The following is a 24,553-nucleotide window of genomic DNA, read 5'->3' on the forward strand; positions in this document are numbered from 1 at the left end:
GCTATGAATACGCTTTATCGACATCTGGCGGGCGAGTTCCTTAACGACGCACTGCTACGCCTTGAATCACAGATCAAAGCCCGACCCGCAGACGCCGACCTGCGAGCCGCCTTCGTGCAGTTTTTAACGCTAAGCGGAAACTGGGCGCGCGCATTGACCCAGCTTAAGAGCTGGCTGGCGCTGAAGCCTCAGGCGAAGCCCACCGTGACGCTGCTTGAACAGTCCATTCAGGGCGAACAGCAGCGTGCGCAGGTACTGGCAGGTATGGCCGCTCCCGCAATGCCACACGCGCAGTGGCCGTGGCTGACCACGCTCGCCGCCGCGCTCACGGAAAGCGGCGAACACGCCCACGCGCTACGTCTGACGGCGCTGGAACAGGCGCAGGCGAGCGCAGGTCAACTCGCATTCGACAATGAAGAGACGCAGGACTTCGAATGGCTGATGGACGGCGATGCCCGGTTGGGTCCCGTGTGCGAAACGATCGTCAACGGCCGCTATTTCTGGCTACCGTTTAGCGCCATTGCGAAGATCCAATTTCAGGCGCCCGCCAGCGTCACGGATCTGGTCTGGCGCCACGCGCTGGTATGCCTGACCGACGGCAGCGAACAGGTCTGCCAGATCCCTGCGCGTTATCCCTTTGCCAATGAGGCGGCAGATGCCGTCAAGCTGGCACGCACCACCGAATGGCGACCGCTGGATAACGACGGCCTGCTTTATCTGGGGCAGGGGCAGAAAGCCTGGCTGAGCGAGCAAAGCGAAAATCCGCTGCTTTCACTGAGTCTCGTGACGTTTGCCCCGGACGCGGCAAATGAGTAATCCCGCAGGTGAAGGCGATCTGCAGCGCAGCGGCTGGCGTGCCCGTAGCGGGCAGGAAAACGTCGGCGCACGCGACAAAATGCAGCCCTCGCTGTTGGATCGCCTGACGGATAACGCGCCGGAACAAAAACGCGAGTCGGCCAACAGCAATCTGATTACCCATGCCGCGCTGCGTCGCCATGTGCTGCGGGATTTGCAGTGGCTGTTTAACACCATCAATCACGACTCGTCATACAACCTGAGCGCGTTGCCGCAGGTGAGTCGTTCCGTCGTGAACTTTGGCGTCGCCCCGCTGGCGGGCAAGCGGATGTCGGATATTGAATGGCACGATATCCAGCGCAAGCTGACCGAAGCCATCATTCATTTCGAGCCGCGTATTTTGCCTCAGGGGCTACAGGTACGCTGCGTCTCTGACACCTCCTCGCTGGATCTGCATAACGTTTTATCGATCGAGATAAAAGGGCGACTGTGGTGTGTGCCGTATCCGCTGGAGTTTCTGTTTCGTACGGACGTCGATCTGGAAAACGGCCATTTTGAACTCAAAGACGCGGGGTAATCATGGAAAGTAAACTGCTCGAGTATTACAACCGCGAACTGGCCTACCTGCGCGAGATGGGGGCGGAGTTTGCCGAACGTTACCCGAAGGTCGCAGGGCGGTTGGGCATGCGCGGCATTGACGTGGCGGACCCTTACATCGAGCGGCTGATGGAAGGCTTCGCCTTTCTGACCTCGCGCGTGCAGCTGAAAATGGACGCGGAATTTCCGCGATTTTCCCAGCGTATGCTGGAGATGATCGCGCCGAATTACCTGGCCCCCACGCCGTCAATGGCGATTGCAGAGCTACAGCCCGACAGCAGTCGTGGCGATCTGAGCAACGGTTTCCTGGTTCCACGCGGCACTATGATGGATAGCCTGGCGCTGAAAAAAAACGGCGTCACGTGCAGTTATACCACCGCGCATGAGGTCAATCTGCTGCCGCTGAAAATAGAGAAAGTGGCGCTGGGCGGTATTCCCGCCGATCTGCCGCTGGCGCAACTTGGCCTGAGCCAGCGCGGTGCCTGTAGCGCATTGCGTATTCGCATCGCCTGCGATGGCCCGCAAAACCTAGGACACCTCGATTTTGACCGACTGGCGTTTTTCCTCAGTGGCCCGGACATTGAAGCGCTGAAGCTGCTGGAGCTGGTGATGGAGCATCACGTCGGCATCGTCTGTCAGACCCTGAGCGAGCAGCCATTGCGCGAGGTGCTCCCGCCAGACGGCCTGCGCCAGGAAGGTTTTGAGCCGGAACAGGCGCTGCTCCCGGACGATCTGCGCAACTTTGACGGGTATCGCCTATTGCAGGAGTACTTCGCGTTTCCGGCGCGTTTCCGGTTCATTAGCCTGAGCGGGACAGGCAAGCTGATTCAACGCTGCGAAAGCGAAAAAGCCTTCGATATTTTCATTCTGCTGGGTAAAACCGATGAGCAACTGGAGCGGGTGGTTGATGCCAGCCATCTGGCTATGCACTGCACCCCGGTCATCAACCTGTTCCCCAAAGTGGCAGCGCGCCAGAAGCTCAGCGAAGGCCAGCACGAATACCATCTGGTGGTGGATAACATCCGCCCGCTGGATTATGAAATCTACGCGGTAAAGGCGATTTACGGCAGCGCCGACGGTCAGCGTGACGACCAGACGTTTCGTCCGTTCTGGAGCACCTGGAGCCAGGACGCGGGCAACTACGGCGCCTATTTTTCTCTGCGCCGCGAACAGCGCGTACTCTCTGAACATGCCCTGCGCTACGGCACGCGAACCGGCTATGTCGGCTCGGAAGTGTTTGTTTCGCTGGTGGACGAGCGGCACGCGCCGTGGCAGGACGCCCTGCGCTATATCTCCGCTGACGTCCTGTGCACCAGCCGCGATTTACCCCTGATGCTACAGCAGGAGCTGGGGCAATTCATCATGGCGGACTCCATGCCGGTCAAATCCCTGAACCTGCGAAACGGTCCAACGCCGCCGCGCCCGGCGCTGGCGGAAGGGTTTAGCACCTGGCGACTCATCAGCCAGCTACAGATGAACTACCTCAGCCTGATGGACAGCGAAAACGAAGAGGGCGCGGCGGCGCTGCGTCAGTTGTTAGGCCTCTATGCAAACCTGGCGGAGACGCCGGTTGCACGCCAGGTGGACGGTGTTCGCCACTGCGTGCTGGAGCCGGTACACCGTCGCGTACCGGAACCCGGCCCGGTGGTGTTCGCCCGCGGGATCGGCATTACGCTGACGGTGGACGAGCGCGCGTTTTCCGGGGCCAGCCCGTGGCTTTTCGGCAGCGTGCTGGAGCGCCTGTTTGCCCGCCTGGTCTCCATCAACAGCTTCACGGAGTTCACTCTGAAAAGTCAGCAGCGCGGTGAGATTGGCTACTGGGCGCCGCGAATGGGGAAAAGGGCGCTGATATGAGCGACGTGACCCCCGCACCGCTGCGCGTGCATCGTCTGACGCCACTGCCGGAGCCGTTCTGGCGTGACGTCAGAGAGACACCGTGGCGCTACGATCTGTTTCAACTGTTACGGCGTATTGATGCGCAGGGTGGCGAACGTTACCCGCTGGGACGTGCGCCGCTGCCCAAATTTGAGCCGTTACGTATTGGTCAGCAGCCGTCAATGGGGTTTGCGCCCTCGACGGTCGCGCACGTGCGCCAGCGCGAAGATCAAGGCCTGCATGAGGTCTCGATCCTGAGCTTCGGCCTGTTTGGCCCCAACGGCCCGCTGCCGGTTCATATGACGGAATATGCCCGTGAGCGTATTCATCATCACCAGGACGATAGCCTCAGCGCATTTGCCGACCTGTTTCACCATCGCCTGACGCTGCTGTTTTATCGCGCCTGGGCGGATGCGCAGCCTGCCGTCTCGCTCGACCGCGCCGACAACAGACGCTTTGAGGGCTATCTGGCGTCGCTGATCGGTATGGGGCAGCCCGGTCAAATGGAGAAAGGCAGCCTCAGTCCGCACGCCCGCTTTACCCACGCCGGGCACCTGACCCGCCACGGACGCGATCCGGAAGGGCTGGAGAAAATCCTGCGCGACTATTTCAAGGTTCCGGTGAAGCTGGTTAGCAATGTGCCGCAGTGGATGCCGCTTACCCGGCGTGAACAGGCGCAACTGGGTGAAGGGCGTCGCCTGCCGCGCATGGGCGAGTCCGCATTTCTCGGGATTGCGGTACGCGACGTGCAGCACAAGTTTCGTCTCGAGATAGGCCCGCTGAGCGCACAAGAGTACAACCACTTCCTGCCCGGTACGGCCCAGGTGACGGCGCTGCGCGACTGGGTTCGCCAGTACGCCGGCCTGGAATATGAATGGGAAACGCGCGTGATACTGCGTGCTGAGGCGGTGCAGGGTGCCACCCTCGGTCGCGACGGGCGGTTAGGCTACAACACCTGGCTGGGTATTCAGCCTGAGCCCATACCGCGTGGCGATCTGCTCTATCCCGCAGAGCGGTAGTTTCTTCTACAACATTGTTATCAACGGAACCGAACATGTCAGAAATCAGCCGTGCCGTTCTTTTCGGCAAACTGGACACGCTGTTATTTACCTCTCTGGAAAGCGCTACCGCGTTCTGCAAGCTGCGCGGCAACCCTTATGTTGAGCTGGTGCACTGGCTGCATCAACTGATGCAACAGCAGGATGGCGATTTGCAGCAGGTGATCCGTCACTTTTCACTCGATGAACAACAGCTGACGCGGGATATTGTCGCCGCGCTGGATGCGCTGCCGCGCGGGGCAAGCTCGGTCTCCGATCTCTCCGAGCATATCGATAGCGCCGTTGAACGCGCCTGGGTGTATGGCTCGTTGAAATTCGGCGTCAGCCGTATTCGTGGCGGGCATCTGCTGATCGGCCTACTGAAAACCTGGAATCTGGCGAACGTGCTGAAGAGCATCTCTGCCCAGTTTGGCCGTCTCAACGTTGAGGTGTTGATCGCGCAGTTCGACACCATCTGTGCGCAGAGTAAAGAGGCGCAACAGGCCGCTGCCGCTATTGATGCGCCAGCCGGTACGGTGCCTGCCGCCCAGGGGACCCTGGCCCAGTATGGGCAGGATCTGACGGCGCGGGCCAGGGAAGGCAAAATCGACCCGGTGGTTGGGCGTGATGAAGAGATCCGCCAGATGGTCGATATTTTAATGCGCCGCCGTCAGAACAATCCGCTGCTGACCGGGGAAGCCGGGGTTGGTAAAACGGCTGTGGTTGAAGGGCTGGCCCTGCGTATCGCCGAAGGTGACGTGCCGGAGCCGTTGCAAAACATTCAGCTGTGGCTGCTGGACATCGGCATGTTGCAGGCGGGCGCAGGGATGAAAGGCGAATTTGAGGCCCGTCTCCAGGCGCTGATCAATGAGGTTCAGTCGAGCGCGACGCCGATCATCCTGTTTATCGATGAGATCCACACCCTGATTGGCGCCGGCGGGCAGCAGGGAACCGGCGACGCCGCTAACCTGCTGAAACCTGCGCTGGCGCGTGGGCAACTGCGCACCATTGGCGCCACCACCTGGGCGGAATACAAAAAGTACATTGAGAAAGATCCGGCGCTGACCCGCCGCTTCCAGACGGTGCAGGTACACGAGCCGGACGAGGCGAAAGCCGTCCTGATGCTGCGCAGTACCGTGTCGCCGCTGGAGACCCATCATCAGGTATTACTTCTTGATGAAGCGGTCAGCGCGGCGGTGAAGCTTTCGCACCGCTACATTCCGGCGCGTCAGTTGCCGGATAAAGCGGTCGCCCTGCTCGATACCGCCTGCGCCCGCGTGGCGGTCAGTCAGAGCGCACCGCCGCCTCAGCTTGAAGACTGTCTGCGACACCTTGCCGCACTGGAGGTGGAAATGGAGATTGCAGAGCGTGAAGCGCGCGTCGGCGCGGGCGAGCCTGAACGCGTCACAGCGTTAAAAGCGGCGCGCGATGACTACGAAGCGCAGCGCGACGTCCTGACCCGTCGCTGGCATGAAGAACGCAGTCTGGTCAGCGAGATCGTGGGCCTGCGCGCCGCATTGTTTGCCGCCGGGGAAAGTGATACGACTGAACTGCGCAGCCAGCTTGCTGAGCAGCAGCAGGCGCTGAAAACGTTACAGGGCGATGCGCCACTGCTGTTCGCCGCAGTGGATGAAAACGTGGTGGCGGCGGTGGTGTCTGACTGGACCGGCATCCCGCTTGGCCGGATGGTGAAAAATGAAATCGACGCGGTGCTGAACCTGGCCGACACGCTGAATCAGCGGGTGATTGGACAGCGCCACGGTCTTGACCTGATTGCCCGTCGCGTCAAAACCTCGCGGGCGAAGCTTGACGATCCGAACAAACCGGTCGGCGTATTTATGCTCTGCGGCCCGTCCGGCGTGGGGAAAACGGAAACCGCGCTGGCACTGGCGGAGTCGCTGTACGGCGGTGAACAGAATGTCATCACCATCAACATGAGCGAATTCCAGGAGGCGCACACCGTTTCTACCTTAAAAGGTGCGCCTCCGGGTTATGTGGGTTATGGCGAAGGTGGCGTGTTAACCGAAGCCGTACGCCGTCGTCCTTATAGCGTGGTGCTGCTGGATGAAATTGAAAAAGCGCATCCGGACGTGCATGAGATTTTCTTCCAGGTCTTCGACAAAGGCTGGATGGAAGACGGCGAAGGGCGACACATCGATTTTCGCAACACCATAATTATTCTCACCTCCAACGTCGGCACCGATCTGATAGGCGCCATGTGCGCCGATCCCGAACTGATGCCGGAGCCGGACGCGCTCGGCGCTGCGCTGCGCCAGCCGCTGCTGCAGGTGTTTCCGCCTGCGCTGCTGGGACGTCTGCTGGTGGTGCCGTATTACCCGCTCAGCGACGAGATGCTCGGGCAGATTGTTCGCCTGCAACTTCGACGCATCCAGCGTCGTCTCGAAGAGAATCACACTATCCTCTCGACGTTTGACGACAGCGTCGTGGAACAGATTGTTCAGCGCTGTACCGAGGTGGAGTCCGGCGGACGTATGGTGGACGCGATTCTGACCAACACCTTACTGCCCCAGATGAGCCAGATTTTACTTACCGCCAGCCGCAGCGACGCGCAGTACCGACGTCTGCATGTCACCTGTGAGCAAGGCGAGTTTCACTGTCAGTTTGCCGCGTAATGCAATCATCAAGAGAACTGTTAAAGATGACGGATAATGATAACAATCGGACTGTCCCCAATGCGCTCCCTGTCGGGTACCGTTTCAATGAGTTTGAAATTAAAGAAGTAATTGGCGGTGGGGGATTCGGCATCGTTTATCGCGCCTGGGACCATCAGCTCGAACGCACTATTGCGATCAAAGAGTTTATGCCCGCCTCCCTGGCGTTGCGCGGCGATGATATGACGCTGGTGCTGCGCAGCGAGCGATTCAGCAAAGCGTTTTCTGCGGGCCTGAACAGCTTCATTCAGGAAGCCCGTCTGCTGGCGCGTTTTAATCATCCCAACTTGCTGCACGTGCTGCGATTCTGGGTGCAGAACGACACCGCGTATATGGGCACGCTGTTCTACAGCGGCACCACGCTCTCGCGCTTGCGCGAGGAGAAGCCGGAGCAGATTAACGAAGCCTGGATCCGTCGCATGCTGCCGATGCTGTTTGGGGCGATCAAGACTATCCACGACGAGGGCTATCTTCACCGTGATATCTCGCTGGATAACATTCAGATTCAGGAGAACGGTCTGCCGGTGCTGCTCGATTTTGGCTCGGCGCGCCGCACCATTGGCAATCTCTCCGACGAGACGGAAACCATGCTGCGTCCCGGCTTTGCGCCGATCGAGCAGTACACCGACGATAACGAAAGCGAGCAGGGGCCATGGACCGATATTTACGCTCTCGGCGCCGTCTTGCGCACCCTGATCGTGGGTTCGCCGCCGCCGGTCAGCGTGGTGCGTTCGATTCAGGATACCTGTCAGCCGCTGGTGGAATTGCAGCCACAGGGATACTCGCTGTCGCTGCTGCAGGCCATTGACCGCGCGCTGGCGCTGCGCATGGAAGACAGACCGCAGTCGATCGACGAATTTGCCGCGCTTATTGAGATGCCGGTCGCGGGTATCGATGAGGTGATGAGCGCAAAAAAACCGGGCACCATGCTGGTGCCGGTCGAAGAGAAAAGCGTATCGACCACGGCGTTTGACTGGCGACGTTACAGGATCCCGGCGATTGGCGCCGCAGGCGTACTCGTGGGGATTGTTACGGGGGCGATGCTGTTCAGCGGCGGTCACGAGACGGAAAATCAGACCGCGGAAGTCCGCCCGGCTGAAGCTCCGCCAGCGACCGCCGTCAGCGAACCGGTCGCGGCTCAGCAAACCACCACCGCGCAGATTCAGACACCTGCCGCTGCGGATTCCAGCCCGTCGCCAGTAGTAGAAGCCAGCCCTGTCGCGTTGATCTATATCCGTATGCTGGAGGGGGAAAACCTGCGGGTAAATGGCGAGCGTAAAGCGCTGCGTCCAGCAACCAACGGCTACGCCTCACTTAAACTCCCGGCAGGACAATTCACGATTGAATTGCAGGGAAGCGGTAAAACGCGGGCCCAAATCCTCGATATCGCGAAACCTGGCACCTGGCTGGTGAACCCGTAAACGAAGCAAGGCAGGGACTGGTCACAGGACGGAGCGCATGTATAACATCAAATTTATCTACCTTTTTAACGAGAATGTATCGCCCGCGTTATTTGCAAAAATCATCCGCCCGTCCGTCGCCGGACAGTGGATTATGTCGGTACCGGATAATTCGTTACGCTCGCTGTTTACGCGCTACGATCTCCTCCACTCAATAACCGGGGCGAATCCGTATCAGTCAGGGCGAAATACCCGCACGCTGATCGTGCAGGATTTAGACATGGGCAGGGTCGTCGCGATTGATGAAAGTCATCGTAACTGGTCGTCGGTGACGGAAGTTTTTTATATCAATGAAAAAGGCAGGCTTCAGCCTGCCTCTCTCACCGGACTGGGCTGGTATCCGGTGAGCACTATCGTCGACCGATACGAAACCATGGTGAGAACCTACGGTTCCCGCCCTGAGCCTACGGTGCTGCCGACGCAGGTCGTGAAAGCCAAAACGGCGCAGGTGCCGGACCAGCCGACGCCGGGCAAAGAGGGCAAAACCTATGCCGCACAGTTGCAGGAGATGACGAAGGCACAACGCTGGCAGGCGCGTAAGGATCTTATCGCTAAGGGCAGTCATAGCCTGTACCCGGATGCGCAAATCGCGGCTAAACGGCTGGCGGCCAATAATATCGCCGTGGAAAAAGCGAAGCTCGCGGGGAATGTTTACAAGACCGTTAATCCGCTGGAAGCGACGCCGAACGTGCCGGAAGGGTGGAAAGATATTAGTAATGACAGTGCGTTACTGAATAAATTTGGTCTTAAAAGCAAAATGCTTTACGACAATGAAACGTCACCGGATTTTCTGGCGCGTGTCTATCAGCCTGATCCTGACGTCTTTGGCAATGATATGAATCCTACGCTGGTATTCAGGGGATCACGTGAACCCGGACTTGCGTCATTAAAAGACAACGTCTCTTCGCTACTGAGCAAAGGAGAATTGGCTCCGGTTAAAAACGGCGCTGACTGGGCAAACAATGGCGCGCAGGGCATGGGGATGGAGTCTGCCTATTATCGAAATGCAGTAGGCATGGGGAATATATTGGCGAGCTCGGGCCAAAACATCGATATCGCCGGACATTCGCTCGGCGGCGGGCTCGCATCTGCAACGTCAATGGCCAGTGGTAAAGCGGGTTGGACATTCAACGCTGCGGGGCTTAACAGTGACACGGTTGAACAATATGGCGGGAGTGTGCTGGGAAACACGGACAATATTCAGGCCTACCGTGTTGAAGGTGAACTGCTGACCAAAATTCAGGAAGTGAATCTTTGGGAAGATTTAAAAACGGTGAAGGGACATGTACCGGCATTAATTCTCAAAGAAGAAATCTCTGCCCTCAGTCCTAACGCGGCCGGGATTGCACACGATCTTCCGGGCGGGACCGGAAGCGCCCTGGACCGTCATGGGATCGATCAGGCAATTAACTGTATTGAGCAGCAGAAGGACGAGGACATCTCAATCATCAGGAGTCGCTTGTGAAAACGTTTTTAGTAGGCTGCTTCGCACTGTGTTTTACGTTCATGATTCAGGGGTGTAAACAAGATATGGATTTAAATCCGCAGGATTACTTTAGCGGCCAGCAACTCACATTAGCCAATGCGATTGAACACGGCGACGTCGATGACGTTGTTAAACTGGCTTCAGAAACTGATTTAAACAAACCCGGGAAAGAGGATATGACGCTCCTGTTCTGGGCCATCATGAATGCGATCTACGATAAGAAAACGCCCACACAATTAAAGATGATGACCGTACTGGTTAAGGCTGGTGCCGATCCGCTCCAGCCGCGCCCAGCGGGAAAAAGCAGTCCGGCGGAATACGTTTTAAAAGCTGACAGCGGTGACTGGATTAAGGCGTTGCTTGACGGCGGTTTATCGCCAGATGCGAAAGATAAAACGTATAAAGAGCCCATCATTTTTGAAACGATCAAGGCCAAAAATACCGAGACTCTGGCGGCGATGCTCGATATGGGAGCCAATATCAATATCACTGACTCGTTAGGTAATACGCTTCTCATTGAGGCGCTAAATTTTGGCAAATACGATCATGTGTTGTTATTGCTAGAACGCGGAGCCGATGCTGAAATTCGAGGCCACGGTGGCTTGACGATGGGAAGCCTGCTTCAACGCCTTTTGGATGGCGCAAAAGAAGGTAGCGACCAATATCAAACGTTGACCAAAATAAAAGAGACGCTGATCAAGCACGGAGGGACGTGGCCGCCTGCGCCAGTGAAATAACGTTCTTATTGAATATCAATGTTGCCTGCATGGATACCTGGGGTCAGAGAACAAGATTGTGAATCTAAAAAACCAGCTGTGGTATTTTTGGGGAAGCATGGACGTGCTTGCTATTTTGTCATACTGCGTGAATTCTGTGCGGTTGGGCAGGATCCCGTTTATCTCAGATATGATTGCCTTTAGCCATTTAGCCGATACTGTTTCAGGTGACGGCGGGTATAGCGCATTGGTCATATTGTTTTTTATCCTTGATCTATTTTTAGTTTTGTCACTGTTCGCTACCGCCTGGTATTTTTTCCAAAAAAAGTCTGTTGCGATAAGATTTGCATTTATCCAGGAAGTTTTTCGCCTTATTTCATTCCGCTGTTCAGTTTCTCTTTTTCCGCTGTTAGCCAGTCTATTCGGCATAACTGGCGTATGGGTAAATTTATTTTTATTTGTTTTATCTGAAATATTAAAGGTGGCTTCTTTGTTGTATTTGATGAAATCAAATAATGAACGAACCGCAGTTTGACGAAAATATTGAATATATAAAAAGGCAAAAAATAGCTCACAAATGCTATGACGATAACAGGCGAATACCTTGAATGACGTTGTCAGAGATCACCTCTTCGTTATCACTCTCTCTCAGCATAAAACAATTACGGAATAAACATTATGCTTAACCGAATTACCGTCCAGCTCCCGGTTGAGGGGCTGCTGTTCTGGAAACTGTCCGGCCGTGAGGCGATGTCCGAGTCGTTTGCTCTGACGCTGACGCTGCTTGGCACGGACGCGCGCATTGACCGCAGTAAGCTGCTGGGACAGCCAGTGACGGTGACACTCCCAACGCAGAGCCTGCTCACGCCGCGCTACATCAACGGCAAGGTGACGCGGGTGGCGGTCAGCGCCGTGGAGCTGACGGGAACCCGTTACGCGGTCTACCAGCTGACGGTGGAGCCGGATCTGTGGCCGATGAAGCGTGACCGTAACCTGCGTATCTTCCAGGGCCAGACGGTACCGCAGATTGTTAAGACGCTGCTGGGGGAACATCAGGTCAATGTAGAAGATAAACTGACCGGCAGCTATCGGGTATGGGACTACTGCGTGCAGTATCAGGAGTCGAGTCTGGACTTTATCAGCCGCCTGATGGAGCTGGAGGGGATTGCTTTCCACTTCCGCCACGAGGCGGACAAACACACCCTGGTGCTCACCGACGCTGCGACGCAACATCTGCCGTTCAGTGGTTATGAGATTATTCCCTACCATCAGACGCCGTCGGGTGGCAGCACGGACGAAGAAGGTATCAGCCAGTGGGCGCTGGAGGACAGCGTGACGCCGGGGATTTACAGCCTGGACGACTACGACTTCCGCAAACCGAACGCGTGGCTGTTCCAGGCGCAGCAGAACCCGGCCTCACCCCAGCCTGGCAGCATTGACGTGTACGACTGGCCGGGGCGTTTTGTGGATCATGGTCACGCCGAGTTCTACGCCCGTATCCGTCAGGAGCGCTGGCAGGTGGAACACCAGCAGATACAGGCGACAGCGACGGCCGCTGGCATCGCTCCGGGGCACACCTTTACCCTGAGCAACGCGCCGTTCTTCAGTGATAATGGTGAGTATCTGACCACGGCGGCGAGTTACCACTTTGAGGAGAACCGTTACGCGAGCGGAGAGGGGGAAACTATTCACCGCACCGACTTCACCGTTATTCCATCATCGGTGGCGTATCGTCCGGCGCAGACCACGGCGTGGCCGCGCACCTACGGCCCGCAGACGGCAAAAGTGGTGGGGCCGCAAGGGGAGAGTATCTGGACCGACAAATACGGCCGGGTGAAGGTGAAATTCCACTGGGACCGCCTCGCGAAAGGCGATGACACCAGCTCGTGCTGGGTGCGAGTCTCCAGCGCATGGGCGGGTCAGGGGTACGGCGGGGTGCAAATTCCGCGTGTGGGTGATGAAGTGGTGGTGGATTTCATCAACGGTGATCCGGACCGCCCGATTATCACCGGTCGCGTGTACAACGAAGCGAGTATGCCGCCGTGGGCGCTACCGGCAGCGGCCACCCAGATGGGTTTCATGAGCCGGAGCAAGGACGGCGCGGCGGACAACGCCAACGCCCTGCGTTTTGAGGATAAGGCGGGTGAGGAACAGGTGTGGATCCAGGCCGAGCGTAATCTGGATATTAACGTTAAAAATGATGAATCCCATTCGACAGAAAAAAACCGTACCCAATATGTGGGGGAAAATGAAACCCTGCGGGTAGCCAAAGATCAGCAGGCGGGGATCAAAGGGGACGTCATTTGTCTGGCAGGAAAAAGTCGAAGCGATAAAGCCGTGAACAACTATACGCTTTCTGCGGGCAATACGTTACGGCTGGAGTGTGGTGAAAGTGCGATTGAATTATCGAAAGATGGCAGCGTTAATATTATCGGTAATAACTTCAATTTCACCGCGAAACAGCAGGCACAAATTAATACGCTTTCTGGCGAACTGCATTTAAATCCGAATGGTGGCAGCAATGCTATCGATCCCCCAGGGGCTGCCCATCAGGCCGATCTCCAGCATGAAGTGGACAGTTTCTTTGTGTTTAATGCCAGCAAGTAAGAGTAACCGGGTAGCGTTGACCACAGCGAAGGCGATAGTTACGTAATGAAATGGATAGGTTTTACTCTATTTATAATAATCACACTGATTTATATCTGGGATGGAAAGGATCTGTTTACAAAAAAAGAGTGGCGTGGCTTTGGAATGAAATTTATCTCAGTGCTGATTGGCGCATTTGCCTTGGTGTTTATTCTGGTTGGCATTTAAAAGTTTATCCCCATAATTACTAAAGAAACAGCGCGTGCGTTATCTGCAATTATACCAGTTTCATTCATGGCAATATTAGTGTCAAAGTTTTCCGTCGTTATGCTTAGTGCCATCTTTGATATTATTATACGTTTCCATGAACGCTATAATACTGCTGCGAACTATTCAAAGTTATCATCATTGTTTAACAAGTATGGGCCAAAATTACGTGTTCTGGCAAAATGTCTGGCATCGTTTGGCTGTATCCTTATGTTCTATGGTATTTGGATTGGCAGTACGGTCTGAGTTGAAGAGGTTTTATGAACACCTGGAATAACTATGCTTTTCCCGTAGCTTATCAGCGTGGGAAAAGACGGGTGCTATCCAGAGTGGGTCGGTAGACACCGCAATCATCATGATGACCACTTCGAGGCAAATAAACGCAGCCTTGTAATTATCCTGGCGACGCTGAATATTGAAAAAAGCTAAGTCAGGGTAATATTGACCTCTTATGTATAAACAACCTGATATTACCCCGGATAAAGCCATGCTTCAGCCATAAGTTTCAGAACGCCGGTCTCGCATTGTTGTATAGACAAAGGCCATGATAAAAATCACCGTAAATAATACGACGATGGTGGGGGCGGGGGCGCTGTCGATAAAAAACGACAGATAGACGCCCAGAAATGAGGTGATGACTGAAAGCACGGTGGCCAGCATCAGCGCCTGGGCGAAACGGCGGGTGAGTAAAATGGCTATCGCGCCTGGGGCAATCAGCAGAGATATCGACAAAATGATGCCCACGGATTTTAGCGTGGCGACAATGGTCAAGGCGATCATGCACAGCAGCCCGTAATGCAGCAACGTGGTGTTCAGACCGCTGGCTCTGGCCTGATTTGGATCAAACGCGTGCAGCAATAAATCCTTCCATTTCAGACCGATAACCAGCGCTATCCCCAGCGCAATCAGTGCGGTTTGCAAAATATCGGTCAGCGAAACGCCCAGCATGTCGCCAAACAGAATGTGGTCCAGATGAACGTCTGACTGGATAGAGACATACAGCACCAGTCCCGCGCCAAACATGCCGGAAAAAACAATCCCCATGAGGGTGTCGCGCTTAATACGGCTGTTGTCGTCGAGATAACCTGTCGCAACGGCGCAGAACAATCCGGCGATAAACGCGCCGATAGCCAGAGGAATGCCGGCCATCCAGGCAAGGACGATCCCCGGAAAAACCGCATGGCTCATCGCATCGCCCATCAGCGCCCAGCCTTTCAATACCAGGAATACCGAAAGCAGTGCGCAGGGCACGGCGACAATGGCGGAGACGGCCAGCGCATTGAGCATAAAGTCGAACTGGAAGGGTTCCAGCAACGTGGTTAAGAACATGAGGACTCCTTGTTCATTCGCGCGCGGCGACGGTTTGCCAGCAGGCCATGTTTCGGCGCGAAGACAAACGCGGTCAGGAACAGCAAGGTTTGCAGCACGACGATAATGCCGCCCGTTGCGCCATCCAGCCAATAGCTGAGCCAGGCGCCAAAAAAGCTGGTCAGGCTGCCGATAGCCACGGCGATGACCAGCAGGCGAGGGAAGCGGTCGGTCAACAGCCAGGCGGTTGCGCCGGGCGTAACCACAAGGCAGATAACCAGAAACGCGCCGACCGTTTGCAGTGCCGCGACGGTGGAGACGGAGAGCAGCGTGAAGAATAATAACTTTAAGCGACCCGGATTGAGCCCAATGGAACGGGCATGATTTTCATCGAAAAAGGTCACCATCAGATCTTTCCATTTCAATAGAAGGATCGTCAGAGAAACGGCGCCGATAATGGCCAGTTGCACAATATCTTCCGGCGCGATGGCTAACACGTTGCCAAGAATAATGGTCTGAATGTTGACCGACATGGGATTGAGCGAAACCATAAACAGCCCAATGCCAAAGAACGACGAGAAGATCAGACCAATAATGGCGTCTTCTTTCAGACGCGATCGCTGGTTGAGAAACAGCATGCAGCCTGCGGCGAGTCCCCCGGAGAGAAACGCGCCGAGCGAGAAGGGCAATCCCAGCATATACGCCCCCGCCACGCCGGGGACGATAGAGTGCGATAACGCGTCGCCAATCAGCGACCAGCCTTTGAGCATTAAATAGCAGGAGAGAAAAGCGCACAACCCGCCGACCATCGCTGACACCCACATGGCATTGAGCATGTACTGGTAACCAAAGGGTTCCACAAGCCAGTTCATGATTAATCTCCCTCGTTGGCGGTTCGGTGCGAGATAAACGGGCGCTCGTCATCGGTAATGATGTGCTCTTCGCTGCCACTCAGCGCCACATGGCGCAATACGCCGCTGAACGCCAGTTCGAGATTTTCTGCCGTGAAGGTGGTTTCAGTGGGGCCGCTCGCCAACACTGTCCCTTTGATCATCACCGTGTAATCACAAAACTCCGTCACCGACCCCAGGTTATGGGTGGATACCAGCATGGTGCGGCCTTCATCGCGCAGTTCACGTAACAGGGTGATGATTCGCGCTTCGGTTTTCACATCCACGCCGGTAAAGGGCTCGTCCAGCAGGATTACCTGACCATCCTGGGCAATTGCTCTGGCAAGAAAAACCCGCTTTTTTTGCCCGCCGGAGAGTTCGCCTATCTGGCGATGGCGGTACTCCAGCATGTCCACGCGCGCCAGGGCGGCGTCAACGCTCGCGTGGTCGTGTGCCTTCGGACGACGTAGCCAGCCCATGTGACCGTAACGCCCCATCATCACGACATCTTCCACCAGCACTGGAAATGACCAGTCCACCTCTTCTGACTGGGGGACATAGGCGATCAGATTCTGCTTCAGCGCTTTGTTCACCGGCTGCTGCAAGATCGATATCTCTCCGGCCGCCAGACGGACAAATCCCATCAGCGCCTTAAACAGTGTGGATTTACCCGAGCCGTTGACGCCCACCAGGGCGGCAATCGAGCCGCCGGGGATCTGAAACGTGGTGTTCCGTAGCGCAGTGTGACCGTTGCGATAGGTCACCGTGACACTGTCGGCGGTAATGGCAGCGTGGCTCATTTCTGACTCCTCAGACCGTCATTGATACCGCTGACGATGGTTTCGGTGGTGACGCGCAGTAAATCCAGATAGGTCGGTACCGGGCCATCGGCAGTACTCAGGGAATCGACATACAGTACGCCGCCGTAGTGCGCGCCAGACTCACGGGCGACCTGACGAGCGGGTTTATCAGAGACGGTACTTTCACTGAAGACGGTGGGGATCTGATGCTGTCTGATCGCGTCGATCACTTTGCGTACCTGTTTCGGCGTGCCCTGCTGATCGGCATTGATCGGCCACAGATACAGCTCCCTGAGATTGTTATCCCGCGCCAGGTAGGAGAATGCGCCTTCACTGGTGACCAGCCAGCGTTTATCGGTGGGGAGTGTTGCCAGTTCGTCGCGCAGCGGATCAAGCGTCTGGCGAATCTTCACCTTATAGCTCTCGGCATTTTTTTGATAAACCGCTGCGTTTTGCGGATCGTACTTCGCCAGCGCATCGCGAATATTATCGACATAAATGAGCGCGTTTTCTGCCGACATCCAGGCGTGCGGGTTGGGTTTGCCATTGTACGGACCTTCGCTAATGCCCATCGGTTGCACGCCCGCAGAGACCGTGACTTCCGGTACGCCAGAAAGATGCTGATAAAATCGGGCAAACCACAGCTCCAGGTTCATGCCATTGGAGAGAATAAGCTGCGCGCCTTGCGCCCGTTTGATGTCGCCGGGGGTGGGCTGATATTCGTGAATCTCGGCCCCCGGTTTGGTTATCGAACTGACTTCCGCCGCGTCGCCCGCCACATTTTTTGCCATATCAGCAATGACCGTAAAGGTGGTGATTACCTTGAATTTCTCTGTGGCCCAGGCGGGCGTCAGTGTTAGTGATGCCAGGACACCAGTAAGGAAAAAGGACGTCAAACGAGGCAGGTTCGGCATAGTATCCCTCATGGAAAAGTGGTTAATTATTCTTCAAATATAGCCTTTGCTATGTTATATAGCACACAGCATAGTTAAATGAAAATAATTCTTATTTGCGTAGCTGGCTAAGCATGTGTCACCTTCGGGTGATAGTCTGCAGGGGGAATAAGTTGTAAAATAAATGCACTTTAATGTGGTGGAGGCACTATGTCCGGCAAGCGAATCGCGCGTGAAAAACTGACGATCAAAAAAATGATCGCGCTATACGAGCGCCAGTGTCCACAGGCGTTAGATGAACCAGGGCATTACGCCGCGCTGTTCGCCTATGCACAAAAACGGCTGGACAAGTGTGTGTTTGGTGAGGATAAACCGGCCTGTAAACAGTGTCCGGTGCACTGTTACCAGCCAGCAAAGCGTGAAGAGATGAAACAGATTATGCGCTGGGCGGGGCCGAGAATGCTCTGGCGTCACCCGATGTTGACCGTGCGTCATCTGATTGACGACAAACGCCCTGTCCCGGAATTACCGGAAAAATATCAACGTAAAAAGTGAGTGTGAAATGCCTGATGGCACTGCGCTTATCAGGCCTACGGACAAACCCCACCTGTAGGCCGGATAAGGTGCTTGCACCGCCATCCGGCAACGCTTCGTTTACACCAACGCATCCTTATCAATACCCAGCCGCTTCATCCGTGAAAGCAGCGTGGTTCGCTTAAGCCCCAGACGTTGGGCTGCGCCTTTCGGTCCTGCCACGACGCCATTCGTCTCTTTCAGCACACGCAGAATCAACTGAAATTCATCTTCGCCATCCTGTGCAACTTCGGTGGCGACCGGCGGCGTGGTCTGCGTGAATATGCCGACATCCGGAAGCGAGAGTTGTAACACATTGCCCCGGGTCAGCAGCACGGCGCGCTCCACCACGTTTTCCAGTTCGCGAACGTTACCAGGCCACTCCATATTGCTCAGGGTACGTAGCGTTTCTGCGGGGATGCTGTCGATGTTACGTCCCATCCGACGGGCGATTTTAAAGGTGAAGGCTTTTACCAGCAGTGGAATATCTTCCGGGCGTTCGCGCAGCGGTGGGAGCTGGATCGGGAAGACATTCAGGCGGTAATAGAGATCGTTGCGGAACTCGCGATCGGCCACCATCTTTTTCAGATCGCGGTTGGTGGCGGCGATCAGTCGCACATCGGTCTGGATCAGCTTATTGCTGCCCAGGCGTTCGAACTCCTGCTCCTGCAGAACGCGCAGCAGTTTGGGCTGCAGCTCCAGCGGCATGTCGCCCACTTCATCGAGAAACAGCGAACTTTTATCCGCCAGCTCAAAACGCCCAATGCGCTGGGCGCTGGCCCCGGTGAACGCGCCACGCTCATGACCAAACAGATCGCTTTCCAGTAGTCCGGCAGGCATCGCGGCACAGTTCATTTTCACCATGCGGCGCGAGTTACGCCCGCTCAGGTTGTGAATCGCGCGGGCGATCAGTTCCTTACCGGTTCCGGTTTCTCCCAGAATCAGGACCGTACTGTCGCTTTGCGCCACCATCTCGACCTGCTTGAGGACGTTGTACATCGCCTCACTGCGTCCAATGATCTCGCCAAAATCACTGTCGACATTATTCAACTGTTCGGTCAGCGCCAGGTTTTCGTCCACCAGGCGTTCCTTGAGACGGTGGATTTCCTGATAGGCGAGGGCATTATCGACGGCAATCGCCACGCGTTCGGCGATTTGACGCAGCAATTTCAGGTTGGTGGTGGTGAAGATTTTTTCTTCGCATTGTGCCAGTTTCAGTACGCCGAGCATGGTGTTGCCGGACATCAGCGGCAGCAGGCACAGCGTTTGCAGTTGATTACCCCAGGTGTCGAACAGCATACGTTCGTAAGGGGCAAGCGCATCCCTTTCATTCAGGTTAATCAGCAGCATCTCTTTGCTTCTGAACACCCGTTCAGTGAGGGTGCCTGCTTCATCCACCTCACTTTGCTGGTGAGCGGGATGCGTTTTATCCAGATAATGGGTAGACCAGATATTCAGTTTATTTTTGTGATGGCTGCGCAGAACAATACTGATTGCGTCGATGTTGAAGTAGTAGTGGATCTCTTTAGCCACTTCGCTGACCAGCTCGTCGATGTCGAGACGCGAGAGCACCGCATTGGTGATCGCCACCAGAATACGGAAGTTATCGCGCTCGCGGCACAGCAAATCGTAATCGACGTTGTTCGAAACCCGACACTGAATTTGCTCGGCAACCACCGAGACAATCTGCGTAATGGTTTGCAGGCGTTGGTACTCTTTTTCGCTCCACGGGCGGTCTTCATTGCGGATAAATTCACAGCCGCCAAAGATACGCCCGTCTGCCGCCAGCGGTAGCAGGCAATAGTGGCCAAATTCACCGTATAACCCGGAGGAGGCCAACTGGGGCCAGGTTTCCGTAAACTCATGGAAGTTACAGTGCAATGCGTCGGGACGAGACAGAATACGGCGAACGGGGCCGTGCGCCAGCACCGTTTCGTCCTCATATTCGATCGGCTTACTGTTTTCTTCGCGCGTCGCGTAATAGCGTGCGCGCTGTGTTTGTGCCTGCCATAACACAATAGCCGCGCTGTCGGCTAATGCCGAACGCCTGACCAGTTGGGAAAGCGCTTCACTGAGCGAAGCCAGATCGGGCTGCTGCAATAATGTACGAGTAATATCAAACAACCCTTGCTGTCCGAGATCGCTCATCGGTGTATACGACATGTTGCTTTTCCAGGAAAGTACCGCACTGCGGCAAGAAAACAAAATTATAGGTTTTGTAGGCCGGATAAGCGTAAGCGCCATCCGGCATGATTACAGAATTAACAAATACGTGGCAGAGGTTCGGAGTGCGGCAAATCAAGGGTACGTTTGACGCCATATAAACCTGCGAGACGAACGCCTTTACGCTCGACCACTTCGCCAATCAACGCGGCATCACGTCCCAGAGGATGTGAACGGAGCGCTTCCAGTACCTGTTCAGCCGCCTGACGTTCAACGGCAATCACCAGCTTACCTTCGTTGGCAAAGTTAAGGGCATCCAGTCCCAGCAGTTCGCACACGCCACGCACCGCCGGTTTTACCGGGAGGGCAGTTTCAGACAACTCAATACCGCAACCGCTGGCAGCGGCGAATTCATGAGTGACCGCGTTTACGCCACCACGAGTGGCATCGCGCAGCGCCTTCACGCCGGAAATATTGCGTAACGTCTGAATCAGCGGGGTGAGTACGGCGCAGTCGCTCACCAGTTCGCCATCCAGCCCCAGCTGTTCGCGTAGATTGAGAATGGTCGCGCCATGATCGCCCAGCGTACCGCTTACCAGCAGAACGTCGCCTGGGGTCAGGGTTTGCGCGCCCCAGTGAATATCGGCCGGAATAGCCCCCATTCCCGCAGTGTTGATGAACAGCTTGTCTGCCGCGCCGCGCTGAACGACTTTAGTGTCGCCGGTCACAATGGCGATACCCGCTTCGCGAGCTGTTGCCGCCATACTGTTCACCACGGTTTTCAGCGTCTCCATCGGCAACCCTTCTTCAAGGATAAAACCGCAAGACAAATAACGAGGGATCGCACCGCTGACCGCAACGTCGTTCGCGGTGCCGCAAATGGCCAGTTTGCCAATGTTGCCGCCCGGGAAAAATAACGGGTCAATAACGTAGCTGTCGGTCGAGAAGGCCAGACGATCGCCTTCTGCCATTAATTGCGCCAGATCCAGACGCGCCTGATCTTCTTGTTCCGCCAGCCACGGGTTGGCAAATGCTTCCATGAACAGACTGTTGATCAGCTGCTGCATGGCCTGTCCGCCACTTCCGTGGGCGAGTTGTACGCTATTCATGCTTCACACTCCTGCTGACGATACTGATACCAGGCGGCACATGCGCCTTCGGAAGAGACCATCAGTGCGCCAAATGCGGTTTGTGGATTACAGGTGTTACCAAACAACGAGCATTGATTCGGCTTGCATTTGCCGGTCAACACTTCTCCGCAACGTGCGCGCGGATCGTCGTATACCTGCTGCGGCGCTGGTTGGAAATGAGCCTCGGCATCAAACCGTTGGTAGTCCGGCATCAGATGAACGCCAGATGATTCAATCACGCCAAGACCGCGCCATTCGCTGTCACCAGTCACGCAGAACACCTCGGCAATTGCCTGTTGCGCCAGGGCATTACCGGCATCCGGCACCACACGGCGATACTGGTTTTCGACCAGACTATGGGCCGCGATTTTCTGCTCAACCAGCATGGCGACGCCTTGCAACAGATCAAGCGGTTCGAATCCTGCGACTACCAGCGGACGGTGGAACTCGCTGGCAATAAAGTTATAGGCATCGGTGCCAATTACCATGCTGACGTGACCCGGTGCGAGGAAGGCGTCGATGCCGCTGTCCGGCTGTTCCAGCAGGCAGCGCAGCGTGGGGATAAGCGTGATGTGCTGGCAGAAAAAGTAAAAGTTCTGCACGTCTCGCGCTTTTGCCTGTTGCAGCGTAATGGCGGTGGTCGGCATGGTGGTTTCAAAACCCAGCCCGAAGAACACGACTTTACGCGTCGGGTTTTCCTGCGCCAGTTTGAGCGCATCCATCGGGGAGTAAACAATGCGGACATCGGCGCCGCGCGCTTTGGCCTGCAGGAGAGAACCCTGCTTGCCCGGTACGCGCATCGCATCGCCAAAGGTGCAGAAAATCACTTCCGGGTGGCTGGCGATTTCGACACAGCTATCAATTCTGCCCATCGGCAGTACACAGACCGGGCAGCCAGGACCGTGAATAAACTCCACGTTCTCGGGCAATAACTGATCGAGGCCGAATTTGAAGATAGCGTGGGTGTGGCCGCCGCAGATTTCCATGATACGCAGCGGGCGTTCGGCAGTGTAAGGGAGATGGACCGCGCGCTCACGCAGATGGTCAATTAACTGCATCACCTGTTCCGGTGCGCGATATTCGTCAACAAAACGCATTATTTTTCCTCACCAAACAGCAAAGCGCCGACGTCCGGCTCAACTTCAAACATGTTTTGTAGCGCATCGAGGGTATCGCGCGCTTCGGCTTCATTAATCACACTCATGGCAAAACCGACGTGGACCAGCACCCACTGGCCTAAACGCGGCTCACCGTGTTCATCGCAGCTGCCGACCAGCGTCAGGTCGACGTCGCGCTGAATGCCGCAAACGTCGACTTTCGCCTGGTTACCGTCAATGGTACGGATTTGACCCGGAACGCCTATGCACATCGCTGTGACTCCAGCCAGTTCAGCCACTGATCCATCCCTTCACCGCTGGTGGCGGAAATCAGAATGATTTCAATCTCCGGGTTCACTTCACGTGCGCTGGCGATGCACTTCTCAACATCGAAGTTGAGGTAGGGCAGCAGGTCGATTTTGTTGAGCAGCATCAGCGAGGCGGCAGCAAACATGTGGGGGTATTTCAGCGGCTTATCTTCACCTTCGGTGACGGAAAGCACCGCCACTTTATGACGTTCGCCGAGATCAAAACTGGCCGGGCACACCAGGTTGCCGACGTTTTCAATAAACAGAATGCCGTTGTCTTCTAAAGGCAGACGCGGCGCGGCATCGGCAATCATCTGCGCGTCAAGGTGGCAGCCTTTACCGGTGTTCACCTGGATGGCCGGCGTGCCGGTGGCGCGAATACGGGCTGCATCGTTGACGGTCTGCTGGTCGCCTTCAATCACCGCACACGGCACGCGCTCTTTCAGCTTCATCAGCGTTTCGGTGAGCAGCGTGGTTTTGCCGGAGCCAGGGCTTGAGACAAGGTTAAGCACCAGATGCTGGCGGGCAGCGAAGCGAGCGCGGTTACGTTCTGCCAGGCGGTTGTTTTTGTCCAGCACGTCGATTTCAACTTCCAGCATACGGCGCTGGCTCATGCCTGGCGCATGGGTTCCGGCTTCGCCGTGCCCATAATGCAGGTCGCCTTCTTCCGTCTGGCTGGGGGTAAAACTGGACGTCTTCACGCCGGTAATATTGAGCGCCGGGCGAGCCGCCGGGGCAAATGGCGCACTACGAAACGCCGAATGAGGGTTATGTTCATCGCCCTCGATATAAAGGTTGCCTTCAGCGCAACCGCATGTTGTACACATCGCTCACTCCTGGTCTATTTCTATTCTTCTAATCTGTAAGCCGTCATCGGCCACGATTCTCAGTGTGTCGCTGTTGCATTGCGGACAACGGCGGACGCGCTGTGTCAGCAGCGTGACGTATTGCTGACAAGACTCGCACCAACATTCGGCTTCTTGTTCTTCGAGGTGCAGTTTACAACCTTCCGCCAGGGTGCCGCGGCATACCAGATCAAAACAAAAGGCGAGAGCACTGGTTTCGACACAAGAAAATGCGCCAATTTTGAGCCAGACCCCAGTTACCTTTTGCGCACCGTGTTGTGCGGCCTGTTGTTCGATCAATTCCAGTGCCCGTTGGCAGAGGGTTATTTCGTGCATATCGCCTCCCATCATCTATTGCTGCGGTAAAAGCAATAAACATGCCAGTTATTGTTTTTGGCACGCTGACACTGACGACGATGACGAAATGACATGTCGTCACTGCATTATTTTCTTGTATATATATGAAAAATAAACAATTTAAAGTTGGCATGGAACGTGCTTAAGGCAGGCTATCTCACGTAAACGGGTAACCTGACATGACAATTTGGGAAATAAGCGAAAAAGCCGATTACATCGCTGAACGGCACCGTCGCCTACAGGACCAGTGGCGTATCTACTGTAATTCGCTGGTTCAGGGGATCACCCTGTCGAAAGCGCGCCTGCATCACGCAATGAGCTGCGCGCCGGACAAAGATCTTTGCTTCGTTCTTTTTGAACACTTCACGATCTACGTCACCCTGGCTGACGGTTTCAACAGCCACACCATTGAGTACTACGTTGAAACGAAAGATAGCGAAGAAAAACAACTCATTGCGCAAGCGCAGCTGACCATCGACGGCAAAGTCGACGAGCATGTCAGCAACCGCGATCGCGAGCAGGTGCTGGAGCACTATCTCGAGAAAATCGCCAGCGTTTACGACAGCCTGTATGCCGCCGTGGAAACCAACACTCCGGTAAATATGCACCAATTGGTAAAGGGACAAATCCCGGCGGCGTAAGCCAGAGGTTTTGCCCGTTTTGTTCGCGATGCGGTCTGAAGCCGCGTCACGACTGTT

Annotated in this window: 23 protein-coding genes; 13 read left to right on the forward strand and 10 right to left on the reverse strand. The window is 55.7% G+C overall.

The features are described from left to right. The first annotated feature begins 3 nt into the window (after window positions 1-3). The 11 genes from AC07NP_RS13895 (at window position 4) to AC07NP_RS13945 (ending at window position 13,452) form a co-directional block, all read left to right on the forward strand. Window positions 4-816: a type VI secretion system accessory protein TagJ gene (locus AC07NP_RS13895; RefSeq protein ID WP_494660823.1), complete on the forward strand. Its 813-nt coding sequence runs from the start codon at window positions 4-6 to the stop codon at window positions 814-816. Next, entirely contained in the window at window positions 809-1,372 is a 564-nt protein-coding gene (tssE, locus tag AC07NP_RS13900) for a type VI secretion system baseplate subunit TssE (protein ID WP_494660824.1), read from the forward strand. The genes AC07NP_RS13895 and tssE overlap by 8 nt, the downstream gene beginning before the upstream one ends. 2 nt (window positions 1,373-1,374) lie before the next feature. Further along, the gene (tssF, locus tag AC07NP_RS13905) at window positions 1,375-3,246 is read left to right on the forward strand and encodes a type VI secretion system baseplate subunit TssF (RefSeq protein ID WP_494660825.1); all 1,872 of its coding nucleotides are present in this window, start codon (window positions 1,375-1,377) and stop codon (window positions 3,244-3,246) included. After that, window positions 3,243-4,286, forward strand: a complete 1,044-nt coding sequence (tssG, locus tag AC07NP_RS13910; protein ID WP_494660826.1) for a type VI secretion system baseplate subunit TssG — start codon at window positions 3,243-3,245, stop codon at window positions 4,284-4,286. Before tssF ends, tssG begins: the two co-directional genes overlap by 4 nt. Window positions 4,287-4,321: 35 nt before the next feature. Beyond that, complete coding sequence (gene tssH, locus AC07NP_RS13915) at window positions 4,322-6,937, forward strand: type VI secretion system ATPase TssH (RefSeq protein WP_494660827.1); 2,616 nt, start codon at window positions 4,322-4,324, stop codon at window positions 6,935-6,937. A 26-nt stretch (window positions 6,938-6,963) separates the two neighbouring features. After that, on the forward strand, window positions 6,964-8,397 hold the full coding sequence (locus tag AC07NP_RS13920; protein WP_494660828.1) for a serine/threonine protein kinase: 1,434 nt from the start codon (window positions 6,964-6,966) through the stop codon (window positions 8,395-8,397). Between the two features lie 37 nt (window positions 8,398-8,434). Further along, window positions 8,435-9,901 carry a Tle-like phospholipase domain-containing protein gene (locus AC07NP_RS13925; RefSeq protein WP_494660829.1) on the forward strand — a complete coding sequence of 489 codons (1,467 nt, stop codon included), beginning with the start codon at window positions 8,435-8,437 and terminating at the stop codon, window positions 9,899-9,901. A 41-nt stretch (window positions 9,902-9,942) separates the two neighbouring features. Next, a complete protein-coding gene (locus tag AC07NP_RS13930; protein ID WP_494660882.1) occupies window positions 9,943-10,659 on the forward strand; it encodes an ankyrin repeat domain-containing protein in 717 nt (238 codons plus the stop codon). Window positions 10,660-10,717: 58 nt separating this feature from the next. Next, entirely contained in the window at window positions 10,718-11,173 is a 456-nt protein-coding gene (locus AC07NP_RS13935) for a hypothetical protein (protein WP_494660830.1), read from the forward strand. A 143-nt stretch (window positions 11,174-11,316) separates the two neighbouring features. Beyond that, window positions 11,317-13,245: a type VI secretion system Vgr family protein gene (locus AC07NP_RS13940; protein ID WP_494660831.1), complete on the forward strand. Its 1,929-nt coding sequence runs from the start codon at window positions 11,317-11,319 to the stop codon at window positions 13,243-13,245. 45 nt (window positions 13,246-13,290) lie between these two features. Further along, a complete protein-coding gene (locus tag AC07NP_RS13945; protein WP_494660832.1) occupies window positions 13,291-13,452 on the forward strand; it encodes a hypothetical protein in 162 nt (53 codons plus the stop codon). Window positions 13,453-13,983: 531 nt separating this feature from the next. Here the strand turns inward: AC07NP_RS13945 and sitD are convergent. Genes sitD through AC07NP_RS13965 form a run of 4 tightly spaced genes read right to left on the reverse strand, consistent with a single transcriptional unit; the run spans window position 13,984 to window position 17,403 of the window. Beyond that, on the reverse strand, window positions 13,984-14,820 hold the full coding sequence (sitD, locus tag AC07NP_RS13950) for an iron/manganese ABC transporter permease subunit SitD (RefSeq protein WP_494660833.1): 837 nt from the start codon (window positions 14,818-14,820) through the stop codon (window positions 13,984-13,986). Further along, entirely contained in the window at window positions 14,811-15,671 is an 861-nt protein-coding gene (sitC, locus tag AC07NP_RS13955) for an iron/manganese ABC transporter permease subunit SitC (protein ID WP_203360232.1), read from the reverse strand. The genes sitD and sitC overlap by 10 nt, the downstream gene beginning before the upstream one ends. A 2-nt stretch (window positions 15,672-15,673) precedes the next feature. Next, the gene (gene sitB, locus AC07NP_RS13960) at window positions 15,674-16,489 is read right to left on the reverse strand and encodes an iron/manganese ABC transporter ATP-binding protein SitB (RefSeq protein WP_494660834.1); all 816 of its coding nucleotides are present in this window, start codon (window positions 16,487-16,489) and stop codon (window positions 15,674-15,676) included. Then, the gene (locus AC07NP_RS13965) at window positions 16,486-17,403 is read right to left on the reverse strand and encodes a metal ABC transporter substrate-binding protein (protein WP_494660835.1); all 918 of its coding nucleotides are present in this window, start codon (window positions 17,401-17,403) and stop codon (window positions 16,486-16,488) included. Before AC07NP_RS13965 ends, sitB begins: the two co-directional genes overlap by 4 nt. A gap of 189 nt (window positions 17,404-17,592) precedes the next feature. Here AC07NP_RS13965 and AC07NP_RS13970 point away from each other — a divergent pair, with 189 nt between their 5' ends. Next, window positions 17,593-17,937, forward strand: coding sequence for a nitrous oxide-stimulated promoter family protein (locus tag AC07NP_RS13970; RefSeq protein ID WP_494660836.1), 345 nt, complete (start codon window positions 17,593-17,595; stop codon window positions 17,935-17,937). Between the two features lie 99 nt (window positions 17,938-18,036). On the opposite strand, the gene flhA is transcribed toward AC07NP_RS13970, so the two are convergent. The 6 genes from flhA to hypA all read right to left on the reverse strand — a co-directional run bounded on the left by flhA (window position 18,037) and on the right by hypA (window position 23,834). Continuing rightward, window positions 18,037-20,118, reverse strand: a complete 2,082-nt coding sequence (gene flhA, locus AC07NP_RS13975) for a formate hydrogenlyase transcriptional activator FlhA (protein ID WP_494660837.1) — start codon at window positions 20,116-20,118, stop codon at window positions 18,037-18,039. 98 nt (window positions 20,119-20,216) lie between these two features. Beyond that, entirely contained in the window at window positions 20,217-21,227 is a 1,011-nt protein-coding gene (gene hypE, locus AC07NP_RS13980) for a hydrogenase maturation carbamoyl dehydratase HypE (protein WP_494660838.1), read from the reverse strand. Further along, window positions 21,224-22,345 (reverse strand): hydrogenase formation protein HypD, encoded by a 1,122-nt coding sequence (hypD, locus tag AC07NP_RS13985; RefSeq protein ID WP_203360238.1) that lies wholly within the window; start codon window positions 22,343-22,345, stop codon window positions 21,224-21,226. Before hypD ends, hypE begins: the two co-directional genes overlap by 4 nt. Beyond that, entirely contained in the window at window positions 22,345-22,617 is a 273-nt protein-coding gene (hypC, locus tag AC07NP_RS13990) for a hydrogenase 3 maturation protein HypC (protein ID WP_192613227.1), read from the reverse strand. Before hypC ends, hypD begins: the two co-directional genes overlap by 1 nt. Then, on the reverse strand, window positions 22,608-23,480 hold the full coding sequence (gene hypB / locus AC07NP_RS13995; protein ID WP_490469924.1) for a hydrogenase nickel incorporation protein HypB: 873 nt from the start codon (window positions 23,478-23,480) through the stop codon (window positions 22,608-22,610). Before hypB ends, hypC begins: the two co-directional genes overlap by 10 nt. A gap of 3 nt (window positions 23,481-23,483) precedes the next feature. Beyond that, the gene (gene hypA / locus AC07NP_RS14000; protein ID WP_162381912.1) at window positions 23,484-23,834 is read right to left on the reverse strand and encodes a hydrogenase maturation nickel metallochaperone HypA; all 351 of its coding nucleotides are present in this window, start codon (window positions 23,832-23,834) and stop codon (window positions 23,484-23,486) included. Between the two features lie 200 nt (window positions 23,835-24,034). On the opposite strand from hypA, the gene hycA reads away from it, so the two are divergent. After that, entirely contained in the window at window positions 24,035-24,496 is a 462-nt protein-coding gene (gene hycA, locus AC07NP_RS14005; RefSeq protein ID WP_203360240.1) for a formate hydrogenlyase regulator HycA, read from the forward strand. Window positions 24,497-24,553 lie beyond the last annotated feature (57 nt).

This window comes from Citrobacter sp. GW821-FHT07H02, from assembly GCF_059418505.1.

Bases quoted from the DNA above. Each gene is read 5' to 3' on its own strand.
- tssH (WP_494660827.1), top strand. From the start codon at position 4,322: ATGTCAGAAATCAGCCGTGCCGTTCTTTTCGGCAAACTGGACACGCTG.
- AC07NP_RS13930 (WP_494660882.1), top strand. From the start codon at position 9,943: ATGATTCAGGGGTGTAAACAAGATATGGATTTAAATCCGCAGGATTAC.
- tssE (WP_494660824.1), top strand. From the start codon at position 809: ATGAGTAATCCCGCAGGTGAAGGCGATCTGCAGCGCAGCGGCTGGCGT.
- sitC (WP_203360232.1), bottom strand. From the start codon at position 15,671: ATGAACTGGCTTGTGGAACCCTTTGGTTACCAGTACATGCTCAATGCC.
- hycA (WP_203360240.1), top strand. From the start codon at position 24,035: ATGACAATTTGGGAAATAAGCGAAAAAGCCGATTACATCGCTGAACGG.
- AC07NP_RS13945 (WP_494660832.1), top strand. From the start codon at position 13,291: ATGAAATGGATAGGTTTTACTCTATTTATAATAATCACACTGATTTAT.
- flhA (WP_494660837.1), bottom strand. From the start codon at position 20,118: ATGTCGTATACACCGATGAGCGATCTCGGACAGCAAGGGTTGTTTGAT.
- AC07NP_RS13940 (WP_494660831.1), top strand. From the start codon at position 11,317: ATGCTTAACCGAATTACCGTCCAGCTCCCGGTTGAGGGGCTGCTGTTC.
- tssG (WP_494660826.1), top strand. From the start codon at position 3,243: ATGAGCGACGTGACCCCCGCACCGCTGCGCGTGCATCGTCTGACGCCA.
- sitB (WP_494660834.1), bottom strand. From the start codon at position 16,489: ATGAGCCACGCTGCCATTACCGCCGACAGTGTCACGGTGACCTATCGC.
- hypC (WP_192613227.1), bottom strand. From the start codon at position 22,617: ATGTGCATAGGCGTTCCGGGTCAAATCCGTACCATTGACGGTAACCAG.
- hypE (WP_494660838.1), bottom strand. From the start codon at position 21,227: ATGAATAGCGTACAACTCGCCCACGGAAGTGGCGGACAGGCCATGCAG.
- AC07NP_RS13970 (WP_494660836.1), top strand. From the start codon at position 17,593: ATGTCCGGCAAGCGAATCGCGCGTGAAAAACTGACGATCAAAAAAATG.
- AC07NP_RS13965 (WP_494660835.1), bottom strand. From the start codon at position 17,403: ATGCCGAACCTGCCTCGTTTGACGTCCTTTTTCCTTACTGGTGTCCTG.
- tssF (WP_494660825.1), top strand. From the start codon at position 1,375: ATGGAAAGTAAACTGCTCGAGTATTACAACCGCGAACTGGCCTACCTG.
- AC07NP_RS13920 (WP_494660828.1), top strand. From the start codon at position 6,964: ATGACGGATAATGATAACAATCGGACTGTCCCCAATGCGCTCCCTGTC.
- AC07NP_RS13895 (WP_494660823.1), top strand. From the start codon at position 4: ATGAATACGCTTTATCGACATCTGGCGGGCGAGTTCCTTAACGACGCA.
- sitD (WP_494660833.1), bottom strand. From the start codon at position 14,820: ATGTTCTTAACCACGTTGCTGGAACCCTTCCAGTTCGACTTTATGCTC.
- hypA (WP_162381912.1), bottom strand. From the start codon at position 23,834: ATGCACGAAATAACCCTCTGCCAACGGGCACTGGAATTGATCGAACAA.
- AC07NP_RS13925 (WP_494660829.1), top strand. From the start codon at position 8,435: ATGTATAACATCAAATTTATCTACCTTTTTAACGAGAATGTATCGCCC.
- hypB (WP_490469924.1), bottom strand. From the start codon at position 23,480: ATGTGTACAACATGCGGTTGCGCTGAAGGCAACCTTTATATCGAGGGC.
- hypD (WP_203360238.1), bottom strand. From the start codon at position 22,345: ATGCGTTTTGTTGACGAATATCGCGCACCGGAACAGGTGATGCAGTTA.